The organism is Paenibacillus sp. J22P218, from assembly GCF_056269195.1.
The window spans coordinates 469,470-482,291 of the sequence record NZ_JBWDNL010000005.1; the positions used below are offsets into that span (position 1 = coordinate 469,470).

A 12,822-nucleotide genomic window follows, 5' to 3' on the forward strand; every position below is an offset into this window, starting at 1 on the left:
TCCTATCAGTTGACGAATAGTCCGCTATCTTAAGGAGACGCATGATGAAAACATTGAACGAGCTGAAACCTTTTCTCGGAGATTCGATGCGCTATCTGTATGACGGTAGCTGGAACGAGAAGCTGCGCGTATGCAGCGTTTACGCCTTTCATCTCTTCGAAGACGGCCCCGGCGAGATGGAAGTGAACGGCAAGCTGTACCCGATCGAGCGGAAAACGCTTATTTTTTTGCGGCCCGGCGAGCCCCATGCCTTTCATGTAAGAGCAGGACAGCCGCTCTCTTCTTATAATTTGTATTGCGATATGTGGACAACGGAAGCGGCGAGTCCAGTCTCGCTTAACCGGCATTTCATTCATGCGCCCGAGCCGTTCTCGTTCGAGACCGTCTCCACCGAGGAGGAATGTCCCGAGCTTGCCACGCTGCCAAGCCGCTTCTCGCTTCAGCCGTTCCCATGGCTGTACGATTCGTTCGTCACGCTTGCCAAGCTGTTCGAAGAGACCCGTTACTACCGCTCCGAACTGGCGAACAGCTTGCTGTACGCCTGGATGCTCAGCTGGTATAACGCCGTTCATACCCGTCAGCCGAGCGATTACCGGATCGTCAAGCTGCTCGCCCATCTGGACGCGCATCCTGAAGAACGCTCATCCGTTGATGCATGGTCGGCCATGTGCGGACTGAAACGCTCGTATTTTCATGCGCTGTTCCAACGCGAGACCGGCTACTCGCCAAGCGCCTACCGGCATCGTCTGCTCATGAAGAGAGCCGCTCATCTGCTCATCGAGACAAGCCTCTCCGTAACCGATATCGCGGACAAGCTCGGTTACACCTCTATCCACCCGTTTACCCGCCAGTTTGGCGCCTTCCACGGCATCAGCCCGCGCGCTTACAGACTTCAGGCGGGAGCGCCATAAAAAAAGCGTTGATCAGGTCCAATTAAGGACGCTTATCAACGCTTTTTATTGCTATTCGTTAGCTATTAGTTGCCCCACACGGCACTACTCGGCAACGTGCTCATTCCATCCTTCGATCTGGATTACGGACACAGATGACCTTATCCGCGCAAATACTTGCATTGGAGATACGTTGCGGACACTATCGACCTTAATCCCTTGAAAATCAGCTTACGCAGCTCATTTCCTGTCCATTAGTGCCTACTGTGTCCGCAACGTCCGCCAAATACCGATTATCGCTAGGTTAGAGTCGTCTGTGTCCCTAACTGGGCACCGCGCAACGTTAAACTAATTCAAGTCGAATAAATCAAGCTGCTCCGCGGCAGGCAACTCCCGCTCCTTCGGCTCGAGCGGATCGCCGCCGTCGGGACGGCGCTGGCCCAGCATCGCCATGAGCTGCTTGGCGTTATCGGCGGCATCCCCGCCGGAATTGTTATTGAAGATAACGCTAACGTGACGGCTGCCCTGCTCTAACAGAAGAAGCCGCTCCGCCCACTCCGTAAGCTCGGCCTCGTTATAGCAATACAAATATCTTACGTCCCGCCAATTCGGCGCGCTGCTCTGCTTCCAGCCGGACGCGTTGCGCCCGTGCATCCGCACGATCGTCACTTCTTCATCCGTCGTCTCAAGGACGGTCGGCACCGAGCCCGGATGCACCTGCGGCTCATCGCAAACGCTGTGAATCCATTGCTCCTTCTGCATGAATTCAATCGTCTTAGCACGCATCTCCGGCGTGAACCAGCTTTGATGGCGGAACTCGAGCGCGCATGGAATGCCCTCCATCCGACGTTTCGCCTCGCGAAGCAGCTGTACGTTCTCGCGCGTGCAATCGAACCACGGCGGATACTGAAATAGCGCTGCCCTTAGCCGCCCGGCCTCAATCGCCGGCTCCAGCATATGGCGGAACGCGCCGAACATGCCGTCCTGCAGCGCTCCGTTCTTGGCGACGGCTGCTGCCGCCCCCGCTCCGCGCAGATGCCCCGTCATCCCCTGATACGCCTTCACAACGAAGCGAAGCGTCTCCGGAGTATCGGTCACCCACTTGGCAAACCGCTCCCTAGGCTGAATCGCGTAGAAGGTGCTATCCACTTCGACGACCGAAAAATGCTTCGCATACACGCCCAGCTTCTCATTAACTCTCGTCCCCGACTTGTACAGCCGATCCTGATCGCCCCAGCCGGCCAATCCGATTTCAATCGGCATTCCCTTCACCTCAACCATTTTTCTTTTCCCTTTACTATAAATGGAAATAAGGACGCAATCAAATTTCTAATTCCCTACTTTACAGGTAGGAATTATTATGATATTTTATTTTTACATCAAAATAAATTTGGAAACAGGAACGCCTACTGGACCACCAATGGCTTCCGAACAGATATCGGTATGAAGCATGGCTTGCGCACAAAGCGCTGCTACCTATACCCGATGCGTTCGGAAGCCTTTTTTGTTGGGCTTTTCTGGAGGAGGGACAATGACCGCTAAGCTACCGTTGGACATAGAACTGGACGAGACATTCCGCAAAATGATCCGAAAATTCGTTGTCGAGCGCGATAAGGTACTCATTAACGACGAAATATCGCCGCCGCAGCTTGTCGTACTATCGAAGCTGTACATGGAAGGACCGCAAAAGGCGGGCGCACTATCCGAAGCACTCGACTTCTCGCCGGGAGCGACGACCGCGCTATGCGACAAGCTCGTAGAAGGCGGATATGTCTTCCGAACTCGGCCCGACAGCGATCGTCGCGTTATGATGCTGCAGTTAACCGATCGAGGAATACAGTTCATTGAGCGATTGCATGGCAGCAAATCAGACTCGAGAGGCATCTTGTTCCAAACCTTCTCGGAAGACGAGAAATTACTGATGCTCGATTTTTGCAAAAGGGTCGTCGGTCAGCTGCATGGCTATTCCGATGTGCTCATGAAAGAATTCAATGAAATTTTTAAGGAAGAGACCGTCCATGAGTGAGCAGCTTCAGCCATCTTGCTGCTCGGCTAAGCGGGGCGTCGTCACCCCCTTGCCCAAGAAACTGTCCGTATCCGCAGCAGCAACGATTGCCTCACCTTCCCGCAAGCCTGAAACGTCGAAATCGATGATTTATTTGGCAGGCGGAAGCTTCCTGATGGGAACGGACAGCAAGGAAGGTTTTCCCGCCGACGCCGAAGGTCCTGTCCGCGAAGTGACGGTTAAACCGTTCTACATCGATGCAACGACAGTAACGAACGAGCAATTCGCGGCATTTGCCGACGCGACAGGTTATATCACGGAAGCCGAACAGTTCGGTTGGTCGTTCGTCTTCCATCTATTCGTATCGAAGACAACGGCAGCGAAGGTAGACGCGGCCGTGCCTGGAGCGACTTGGTGGTGGAAGGTCGACGGCGCCGATTGGCGCCATCCGGAGGGACCCGATTCGGATATCGAATCGCGGCAAGACCACCCCGCCGTTCATCTTTCTTGGAATGACGCCGCTGCCTATTGCGAATGGGCCGGCAAGCGTCTTCCCACCGAAGAAGAATGGGAATACGCCGCCCGCGGCGGGCTGGAGCAGAAGCGGTACCCATGGGGCGACGAGCTTACCCCTGGAGGCGAGCATCGCTGCAATATTTGGCAGGGGCAATTCCCGGTCAGCAATACGGCCGACGATGGCTACGCGGAAACCGCGCCTGCCCGCTCCTACTTGCCGAACGGTTACGGCCTCTACAATATGTCCGGCAACGTCTGGGAATGGTGCTCGAATTGGTTTGATGCAGGCAAGCAGCAGAAAGCGGTTCGCGGCGGCTCCTATCTCTGCCACGAATCGTATTGCAACCGGTACAGAGTCGCGGCGAGAACGTCCAATACGCCTGACAGCTCGACGGGACATATGGGCTTCCGCTGCGTACGGGATGTCTAATATTTATATAACAAATAAACGGAGTGATTGATGATGAAACCATTTAACCGATTCAAATGGAAACAAACGGCTGCAGCCATCCTGTTGGCTTCCATAACGCTCGTAGCATCGGCTTGCGGCAATAATGCCAATTCGGCGAGCGGCGGCGCCGCAGACGACAAACCAATCAAAGTGCGCTTCGCGCTTGATACGGCGGCAGGAGGCTCGCTGCAATTCCGGGTTGCCGAGGAGCAAGGCATCTTCGACAAATACGGCATCGACGCGGAAATAGCCAACTTCGCTTACGGCATCGATACAATCAACGCCATGCTCGTAGAACGCTCGGACACGGGAACGGCCGCCGATTACGCCCTCCTCAACTCGCTCAGCAAAGGCGACTTTAAAGTCGTAAGCACGCTGACCCGCGAGACCGAGAATCAAGCTGCGGCTACCGTTCTAATCGCCAAGGGCGACGACATTAACGAGCCGAAGGATTTGGTCGGCAAGAAGCTTGGCGTTGCTAAAGGCACCGTATACGAATACATTTGGTACAAATTCCTAGAAAACGAAGGCATCAATCCCGATGATATCAAGTTCGTTCCGTACAGCACGCCGGACGAAGCGCTTATCGGGGTACAGAAAGGACAGATCGACGCCGTATGGGCGGCAAGCATCTTCATCGACAAGTTCCTTGCGCTCGACGGTGCCAAGAAGATCGGAGATCTCTCTTCGGCCGAAGCGAACATCTCGTCCTACTTCGTTCTTCAAACCAAATTTATCGAGGAGCATCCAGAAGCGGTCGAAAACATTTTAAAAGCGGTATCCGAAGCTATTGGTTACGTTGAAGGCCACAAAGAAGAAACGGCCGAGCTCGCGTTCAAGGAACTGAAGTTGCCTAAGGAAGGCGTCTTGAAAGATTTGGAGCAGCTCACCTATACGATCGGTTTTACGCAGGAAGATTTCGCCCATTTGGAGGAAATGAAGCAGTTCATCAAAGACAAAGGCATCCTGCAGCAGGATTTCGATCTAAAAACAAAGCTGTCTCTGGAGCCGCTTAAGCAAGCATTCCCTGACTCCGTTACCTACAAACCGTGAGAGGATGATCACCGTGCAGCCATTAAAGCAGTCCGAACCGATTCATATCGAAAACCTGCGCAAATCGTTCCATGCTCCCGTCGCCAACAAGGAGCCGCATTATATTATCAAAGACATCAATCTGACGATCAAGGGCGGCGAGTTCTTCATTCTGCTCGGCCCGAGCGGCTGCGGCAAGTCGACGCTGCTTAATCTGATTGCCGGCTTCATCGGCAAGACGGAAGGAAAGATCGCGCTGGGCGGCAAGGAAATCCAGCGCCCCGGCAGCGAACGGGCGATGGTGTTCCAGCAAGCCGACGCATCGCTTTTCCCTTGGCTTACGGTGCGCGAGAACGTCGAATTCGGCCTGAAAATGAAAAAGATCAAAAAGGCTGAACGCCATGAAATATCGAGCCGCTATATCGAGCTCGTCGGACTCGGAGGCCATGCCGACAAATTCCCGAAGGAGCTCTCCGGCGGCATGAAGCAGCGCGTGCAGCTCGCAAGGGTGCTGGCGAATGATCCCGCGATCCTGCTCATGGACGAACCGTTCGGCGCTCTCGATGCGATGACGCGACGGACGATGCAGAAGGAATTAATCCGCATCTGGAGGCAGACGAACAAGACGGTTATTTTCGTCACGCACGACATTCAGGAAGCGATTCTGCTCGGCCAACGGGTCGGCGTCATGTCCGTCGGTCCTTCCTCGCAGATTACCGACCTGCACGACATCCCGCTTGAATACCCGAGAGATCTGTCCGACCCGAAGGTGCTGGAGCTGCTCGGCACGATTCAAAATCATTTTGACGAATAACGTTCTTTCCCAAGGAGCTGCATGAAGATGACATTATTCAAACAACTGCTGAAGCTGGGCATTCTGCCATGGCTCGGAGCGCTGCTTATTTGGCAGCTGGCGGCGATGGCCTCCAATCCCGATTTTTTACCCGGGCCGTATCGTACGCTGAAGGCGGCCGTCGAGCTTTCACAGGACGGCTCGTTGTTCACTTATATCGCCTACAGCTTCTACCGCGTGCTCGTTGGATGGCTGCTCGGCAGTCTGATCGCGATTCCGATCGGCTTGCTGATGGGACGAATTCGAGGCATTCGCGCCGTTACCGAACCGATCTTGAATTTCATCCGATTCATACCGCCGCTCGCGTTCATTACGCTGTTCATGCTTTGGTTCGGCATCGGCGAGCAGTCCAAAATCATTCTGATCATGTACGGCACGATATTTACCGTTATCCTGAACACCTTGACCGGCGTGATGGCGATTGAAGAGGATAAAATCCGCTCCGCCCGAAGCATGGGGGCATCGGAGACGCAGATCATGTTCCATGTCGTCATTCCAGCGACTATCCCTTATATCTTCACGGGCGTCCGCCTCGCGATGAGCACTTCCTACATGGCTATTATTGGCGCCGAAATGGTTGCGGCGAACGAAGGCGTCGGCTTCCTTATCTGGAATTCGCGCCTGTACTTCAAGACCGACTGGATCTTCGTCGGCTTGATCATCCTTGGCCTAATGGGCTTCCTGACCGACCGTTTGCTCGGCTTGACCGGACGGAAACTTCTCGGCCGCTACGGCATCGTGAATACGGGCGGCTCCCGCGTTCGCCAATTCTAATCCATACGTAATTACGCTCGTACTATCCTTTAGGAGGAATCTATTATGTCTAACTGGAAAAAAGAAAAATTCCAAGGCCGCATCAGCGCAGCCGTCGAAGACTCCGTCCCCCATTGGCCGCAGCCCGCGAAGCCGCAAGACGGAGCTCCCAATATCGTCGTCATCTTGCTTGACGATCTTGGCTTCGCCCATCTAGGCTCATACGGCTCCGATATTGCCACGCCGCACATCGACGCGTTGGCTCAAGGCGGCCTCCGATACAACAACTTCCATACGACAGCTGTCTGCTCCCCGACGAGAGCGGCGCTGCTGACCGGACGCAACCCGCACGCGACCGGCGTCTCCTTCGTATCCGGCTTCGACAGCGGCTTCCCGAACACGCGCGGCAAAGTAAGCAAAGAAACCGCGCTTCTGAGCGAAATATTAGTCGAAGAAGGCTACAATACGTTCGCCGTGGGCAAATGGCATCTCGTTCCGGCAGCCGAGCATTCCGCTGCCGGACCGTTCGACAATTGGCCGCTCGGACGCGGCTTCGAGCGCTACTACGGTTTCCTGGAAGGCGCTACGAGCCAATGGAACCCGGATCTGGTCGAGGATAACCGTCCCGTCCAGCAGCCGAAGACCGTCGAAGAAGGTTATCATTTGACAGAGGATTTAACCGATCGCGCGATTCAATACATCCGGGACCAGAAGTCGGCCGCTCCGGATAAACCGTTCTTCGCCTACGTCGCGTACGGCGCGACTCATGCCCCACATCATGCGCCTAAGGCGTATGTCGACAAGTACAAAGGCAAATACGACAAGGGCTGGGACGTTGCCCGGACGGAATGGTTCGAGCGTCAGAAGTCGCTTGGCATTATTCCGCAGGATGCGGTATTGCCGCCGCGCAATCCAGGCGTGAAGGCATGGGCTGATCTAACGGCCGACGAACAGAAGCTGTTCGCGCGTCAACAAGAAGCGTTTGCCGGCTTCCTCGAGCATACGGATGAGCATATCGGACGGCTTGTCGATTTCTTGAAGGAAATCGAACAGCTTGACAATACGCTGCTCGTGCTTCTCTCCGACAACGGTGCATGCGCCATGGGCGGCGACGAAGGAACCGTTCATAGTTGGGCGGAAGGATTCGGACTAAAAGAATCGTTCGAGGAGAAGCTCCAGCGGATCGACGAGATCGGCACCCATCTCGCTAACAATCACTATCCGGCAGGCTGGGCGCAAGTAGGCAACACGCCGCTGAAATGGTACAAATCATTCGTCCATGCCGGCGGCGTGCAGGACCCGCTCATCATCCATTATCCGAACGTCATCAAGAAAGGCGGCACGGTCCGCAGCCAATTCCACTTCGTGACGGACATCGTGCCTACCGTGCTGGAACTGCTTGGCATCGAAGCGCCGGATACGTACAAAGGCGTAAGCCAGCAGCCGATTCACGGCACCAGTCTAGCTTACACGTTCGAGGATGCGGACGGCCCGTCGCGCAAGCCTGCCCAATATTTCGAAATGATCGGCAACCGCGGCATTTGGAAGGATGGCTGGAAGGCTGTCGCTATCCATAAGCCGAATACGCCATTTGCCCAAGATGAATGGGAGCTGTACCATGTCGCCGAGGATTTCACCGAATCGCGCAATTTAGCTGCCGAGCAGCCGGAAAGACTGCGCGAGCTTGTCGACCTATGGTGGGCGGAAGCCGGCCGCAACGGCGTGCTGCCGCTTGACGGCCGCTCGATTATCGCGAAGGTAAGAAGCATCGAGTCCGCTCGTCCGGCTAAGCAAGATGTCGTATCGCGCACGTTCTATCCAACGTCATTCGGCCTGCCGTTCGCCAAGGCGCCTGATATTCGCAACAAGCCTTTCGAAATCAACGCCGGCTTGGATCGCTCCAGCACCCGGGACGAGGGCGTAATCGTTGCCCAAGGCGGCCGCTTCGGAGGTTACTCGCTATATGTGCAGCATAATCGGCTAACGTTCTTCTACAATCATTCCTACGGTGTCCAGTATGTCGTTACTTCGGACTCCGAGCTGCCTGCCGGCGCCGTTACTGTGACGTTCCGGTTCGCCAAAACTGGCGACAATGCAGGTGTGGCGACACTGTATGCGAACGGCACCAAAATCGGCGAAGGCCATGTTGGTCATACGGGCTATCTCGGCTTCTCGAACGAACAATTCCACGTCGGCGAGAACAACCCGACACCGGTCAGCCCGACCTATGCGTCGCCGTTCCGCTTCAGCGGTAAGCTGAACAACGTCGTATATACGCTTGGCGGCTATTCCGCCGACCTGGAATCGCTTCTTGCCGTAGAGCTCGCTACAGAATAATAACTAGGTTCGGCCTCCATGAATAGTTTCCATATTTATACACATACTAGAGATGCTCTGCTTAAGCAAGCGGCTGCATATCATGATCCGTATGTGGAGGGAAACGATTCAATATGAAAATTTTCGCGATTACGACGGCACTGCTGCTGATGCTTCAAACGCAAGCGTTCGGAGCCGCATCTGCACATGAAGGCAATGAGGCGCACGGCGCTTCGATAACGATCGTAAATGCCGAGAATCAGGCGATCGGCAAAGCGACGCTGACTCAGAAAGACGATAAGGTGCTTATCCACCTTGAAGCGGAGAAGCTTTCGCCGGGCAAGCATGGCATCCACATTCATGCGGTCGGCAAATGCGAGGCTCCGGACTTCAAGACGGCGGGCGACCATTTCAACCCGACGCAAAAGCAGCATGGCTTCAATAATCCGAAGGGCTTCCACGGAGGCGATCTTCCGAATATCGAAGTCGGCGCGGACGGCAAAGTGACCGCCGATCTAGAGACTGCCGTTGTCACCCTCAAGCAGGGACAACCGAATTCGATCATTAAGGCCGACGGCGCAGCGCTTGTCATCCATGAGAAAGCGGATGACTATGTAACCGATCCATCGGGCAATTCCGGCGCTCGGATTGCTTGCGGCGTCGTGAAGTAATTGTAGGTTTACAGTATAAAAAAGCATATCCCCCTTCCGCCACGGCTAGGGGGATATGCTTTTTATATGCCTTTAAAGCCTATTGAATCGGAGCCAGATGCGCACCATCAATGACCGAGTACGTGGAGCTGCCCGGCGTTTTCCAGCCTACCGCTACATGGTCGCCGCCGCTCTCTTCCTTATGCAGCACTTCTACATAATAGCGTTGCCCTGCCGTTAGCGTAATTTGGCCGGATTGCTGGTTCGTGTAGGATGTAAAGCTCAGCTCGCCCACCCAATCGACGACTTCGCCGATCTGTACTTTGTTGCCCGCCGTATTGTCGGTGCTTAAGTAAAGCACGCTGTTGTTGTCGCCCGCGATCGAGAATTGATAGGTTCCCGTTACTGTCGGCACGATATAACCGCGGATACGCGTACCGTAATTGTCGCCCCAGTTCGAAGGCGCCTGGAAGCTCGTTAGCGAGGACGTGCCAGATGGCGTTGTCGATACCGGAATGCTGCCGATCGTCGGTCCCGTTATATTCGTCCAGTATTCGCGCGTTATCGATCCTGTCGACGTCTGACCGCCCGATGCGCTAGTCGTTACGTTAACGGAACTGCTTGCAGCCGATACGTTGCCCGCCGCATCCTTCGCTTTTACCGTGAAGCTATAGGCTGTGCTTGCCGACAGGCCTGTTACCGTGTAAGTCGTAGCTCCTGTCGTCGTACCCGCAAGCGAAGATCCATTGTAAATCTCGTAGCCTGTCACACCTACATTATCCGTCGATGCCGTCCACGAAAGGCTTACACTCGATGCTGATGTTGACGTCGATGTTAAACCTGTCGGCGCTGTAGGCGCTTGCGTGTCGCCTGCAGGCGCATTCGTCGTCACGCTAAGCGCGGAGCTTGCCGCCGATACGTTGCCCGCCGCATCCTTCGCTTTCACTGTAAAGCTGTATGCCGTGCTAGGCGAGAGCCCTGTTGCCGAAAAGGTCGTAGCCCCCGTCGTTGTGCCGGCCAATGTCGTACCTCTATAAATCTCGTAACCCGTTACGCCTACGTTATCCGTGGATGCCGTCCACGATAAGTCTACGCTTGTCGAGGTCTTAGCCGGCGAAGTTAATCCGGTTGGAGCCGTCGGAGCTTGCGTATCTCCGCCGCCACCGCCGTTTGATGCCGTATTCACGAAGCATGATTTATATTGCCCCGGTGCCGGATCGCCGAACGTATTGTTGGAGCACATAACGCCGTTCGTGTACGTGCCGTAATTGAAGCTGCTGCCCGCTCCGTAGCGGACTTCCTTCGTGCCCGTGAAGCTGCACATATTGTTCTCGCCCGCGCACAGCTCCCAATTTGCAACCGGCGTCTGGTCTGTTGTAACGCTTAGCGCGCTGCTCGCTGACGACATATTGCCGGACGTATCCTTCGCCTTCACGGTGAAGCTGTATGCCGTGTTCGGAGTCAGACCCGTCACGGTATACGAAGTCGAGCTGCCGCCGATCGTCGTACCGGCAAGACCGCCGTTCGCGTAAACCTCATAACCTGCGATGCCGACATTATCAGTAGAAGCGTTCCACGTAAGCGTTACGCTCGTGTTCGTCTTCGCAGGCGATGTCAGATTAGCGGGCGTGGATGGTGCCGTCGTATCCGGCGGCCCGGCTACAACCGTAATCGTCTGCTCCTTCACATGCGCTCTGCCGCCGTTATCCCAAACGCCGAGAATAACTTGATACGTACCCGGCTTCTGATACGTGTACGTCGGGCTGACCGTCGTAACCGGCAGACCCTCGCCCAGATCCCATAAATGCTCGACGATCGTGCCATTGTCCGTGGACGTGTTCGTGAACGTCACCGACTGGCCGAGTTGAACCGTCATTGGCGCCGTGAAGTTCGCTACCGGCTTCGGATCGCTGAATCCGCGGCTCGTAAGCTGCGTATTCGTGCCGTTGCCGCTGACCGTGTTGCCGCTCCACTCGAGATCCGCCGCCGAAGACGGATATTGATCGATGGAAGGACCGCCGTTGCCCGTAATCGTATTGTTCACGAAGCTGAGGCGATCCGTTCCGCCTGCCGTCGTAATCTCGATCGCTTTTCGCCCATTGTTAATGATTTGGTTGCTGTCGAATGTAATGTTCTTCGTATTGCCGTGGATACGGACCGCATTCCCGTCATAACCCTGATAGGCTGCCGAAGGATGACCGATCGGTCCGTTCTCCCAAACGTTTTTATAAAAATATTGGAACTGCTCCGTTTGTCCCGTTCCTTCGCCCTGCAGCTGCATCCCCCACATGACGATGTTTTTGACGGTGTTGTAGTTCCAGAGCTGATAGCCCGTGCCCGGCGATTGTTGCATGCCGACCTGCTGACCGCCGTCGACGAGGTTGTTGCTCGTTACGCCGTGGTCGACCATGACTTCCAGCCCCATGTTGCCTACCGTTCCGTCCGTTGCCTTCACGATATTGTTGCGTACCGCGATATAAGAGGAACGTACCGCGCTGATCCAGTGATCGACGTTATTGTTCTCGATAATGGAGTTGTCTACGTTCGTATGAAGCTCAATCCCGAGACCTTCCATCTTTTTGCCTGTACCGGTAACGGTGTTGCCGCGGACGATCGCCCCCGGACTATTGTCGTTTACGAAAATACCGCCGCGACCTGTAAGATGAATAACGTTGTTCTCGATCAACGCATTGTCCGAGCCCCAGCCGACGCGTACGCCGCCGCCCCAGTCGGAGTTGACGCCGATGTTCGTGACGATATTGCCCGAAATGGTCAGATTATCGGTATTGACGCCGTATAGGGCGAACGGACCGAAGCCCGATGACGTGCCTATATCCTTCACTTTGAGATTCAACATTTTGTTGCCGCTGCCGTTTTCCGAAATGACTACGGACTGCGGGACCGTGCTATTGTTCGCGTCCAGCGTCATGTTGGACACTTCAGCGCCGGTCAGATTGTACATGGAGAAGAAGGTTAGCGCCGAAGACGAATTGAATTTAATGATCGACGTATCGCGGTTCGCACCAGTTATTTTCACGCCAGACTTGCCGTTAACCGTACTCGTTAAGTAAAAAGTGCCTGCAGGAATAAGGACGGTATCGCCGCTCGATGCCGCGTCGACGGCAGCTTGTATGGCGGCGCTGTCGGACACCGTGTCGTTGCCGGCGGCTCCATAAGAAGTGATGTCGAGCGTTGCGGCGAATACGGCCGGTACTGGCAAGATCGGCAGCAGCATAGACAATGCGCACAAGGCGCTGAATATGCGCGTCTTCATCCTCGGTCGCTTGCTTAATTTGGTCATTAGTCATCCCTCGCTTCAATTTAATTGAATTTGTTACAGAATGGTTTCTGTCTTT

10 protein-coding genes are annotated in these 12,822 nt (G+C 55.0%); 8 read left to right on the forward strand and 2 right to left on the reverse strand.

Annotation, left to right across the window (positions count from 1 at the left end):
• The first annotated feature begins 44 nt into the window (after positions 1-44).
• Positions 45-911 (forward strand): AraC family transcriptional regulator, encoded by an 867-nt coding sequence (locus tag AC0YN0_RS23135; RefSeq protein WP_475823380.1) that lies wholly within the window; start codon positions 45-47, stop codon positions 909-911.
• Between the two features lie 327 nt (positions 912-1,238).
• Here the strand turns inward: AC0YN0_RS23135 and AC0YN0_RS23140 are convergent, their stop codons facing one another.
• The gene (locus tag AC0YN0_RS23140) at positions 1,239-2,171 is read right to left on the reverse strand and encodes a DUF72 domain-containing protein (protein ID WP_475823381.1); all 933 of its coding nucleotides are present in this window, start codon (positions 2,169-2,171) and stop codon (positions 1,239-1,241) included.
• A gap of 250 nt (positions 2,172-2,421) precedes the next feature.
• Here AC0YN0_RS23140 and AC0YN0_RS23145 point away from each other — a divergent pair, with 250 nt between their 5' ends.
• From AC0YN0_RS23145 to AC0YN0_RS23175, 7 genes are all read left to right on the forward strand, one after another.
• Positions 2,422-2,916, forward strand: a complete 495-nt coding sequence (locus AC0YN0_RS23145; protein ID WP_475823382.1) for a MarR family winged helix-turn-helix transcriptional regulator — start codon at positions 2,422-2,424, stop codon at positions 2,914-2,916.
• On the forward strand, positions 2,909-3,841 hold the full coding sequence (locus tag AC0YN0_RS23150) for a formylglycine-generating enzyme family protein (RefSeq protein ID WP_475823383.1): 933 nt from the start codon (positions 2,909-2,911) through the stop codon (positions 3,839-3,841). The genes AC0YN0_RS23145 and AC0YN0_RS23150 overlap by 8 nt, the downstream gene beginning before the upstream one ends.
• A gap of 30 nt (positions 3,842-3,871) precedes the next feature.
• A complete protein-coding gene (locus tag AC0YN0_RS23155; protein ID WP_475823384.1) occupies positions 3,872-4,915 on the forward strand; it encodes an ABC transporter substrate-binding protein in 1,044 nt (347 codons plus the stop codon).
• Between the two features lie 4 nt (positions 4,916-4,919).
• Entirely contained in the window at positions 4,920-5,708 is a 789-nt protein-coding gene (locus AC0YN0_RS23160; RefSeq protein ID WP_475823385.1) for an ABC transporter ATP-binding protein, read from the forward strand.
• Positions 5,709-5,735: 27 nt separating this feature from the next.
• Positions 5,736-6,521, forward strand: a complete 786-nt coding sequence (locus AC0YN0_RS23165; RefSeq protein ID WP_475823386.1) for an ABC transporter permease — start codon at positions 5,736-5,738, stop codon at positions 6,519-6,521.
• Positions 6,522-6,566: 45 nt separating this feature from the next.
• On the forward strand, positions 6,567-8,837 hold the full coding sequence (locus tag AC0YN0_RS23170) for a sulfatase-like hydrolase/transferase (protein WP_475823387.1): 2,271 nt from the start codon (positions 6,567-6,569) through the stop codon (positions 8,835-8,837).
• 113 nt (positions 8,838-8,950) lie between these two features.
• Positions 8,951-9,487 (forward strand): superoxide dismutase family protein, encoded by a 537-nt coding sequence (locus AC0YN0_RS23175; RefSeq protein ID WP_475823388.1) that lies wholly within the window; start codon positions 8,951-8,953, stop codon positions 9,485-9,487.
• 79 nt (positions 9,488-9,566) lie between these two features.
• On the opposite strand, the gene AC0YN0_RS23180 is transcribed toward AC0YN0_RS23175, so the two are convergent.
• Positions 9,567-12,767 carry a fibronectin type III domain-containing protein gene (locus tag AC0YN0_RS23180; RefSeq protein ID WP_475823389.1) on the reverse strand — a complete coding sequence of 1,067 codons (3,201 nt, stop codon included), beginning with the start codon at positions 12,765-12,767 and terminating at the stop codon, positions 9,567-9,569.
• Positions 12,768-12,822: the final 55 nt, after the last annotated feature.

What these genes read in the sequence shown, in the direction of transcription:
- AC0YN0_RS23160 (WP_475823385.1), top strand. Translation starts at nt 4,920, where the DNA reads ATGATCACCGTGCAGCCATTAAAGCAGTCCGAACCGATTCATATCGAA.
- AC0YN0_RS23155 (WP_475823384.1), top strand. Translation starts at nt 3,872, where the DNA reads ATGATGAAACCATTTAACCGATTCAAATGGAAACAAACGGCTGCAGCC.
- AC0YN0_RS23140 (WP_475823381.1), bottom strand. Translation starts at nt 2,171, where the DNA reads ATGGTTGAGGTGAAGGGAATGCCGATTGAAATCGGATTGGCCGGCTGG.
- AC0YN0_RS23145 (WP_475823382.1), top strand. Translation starts at nt 2,422, where the DNA reads ATGACCGCTAAGCTACCGTTGGACATAGAACTGGACGAGACATTCCGC.
- AC0YN0_RS23170 (WP_475823387.1), top strand. Translation starts at nt 6,567, where the DNA reads ATGTCTAACTGGAAAAAAGAAAAATTCCAAGGCCGCATCAGCGCAGCC.
- AC0YN0_RS23135 (WP_475823380.1), top strand. Translation starts at nt 45, where the DNA reads ATGAAAACATTGAACGAGCTGAAACCTTTTCTCGGAGATTCGATGCGC.
- AC0YN0_RS23150 (WP_475823383.1), top strand. Translation starts at nt 2,909, where the DNA reads ATGAGTGAGCAGCTTCAGCCATCTTGCTGCTCGGCTAAGCGGGGCGTC.
- AC0YN0_RS23175 (WP_475823388.1), top strand. Translation starts at nt 8,951, where the DNA reads ATGAAAATTTTCGCGATTACGACGGCACTGCTGCTGATGCTTCAAACG.
- AC0YN0_RS23165 (WP_475823386.1), top strand. Translation starts at nt 5,736, where the DNA reads ATGACATTATTCAAACAACTGCTGAAGCTGGGCATTCTGCCATGGCTC.
- AC0YN0_RS23180 (WP_475823389.1), bottom strand. Translation starts at nt 12,767, where the DNA reads ATGACCAAATTAAGCAAGCGACCGAGGATGAAGACGCGCATATTCAGC.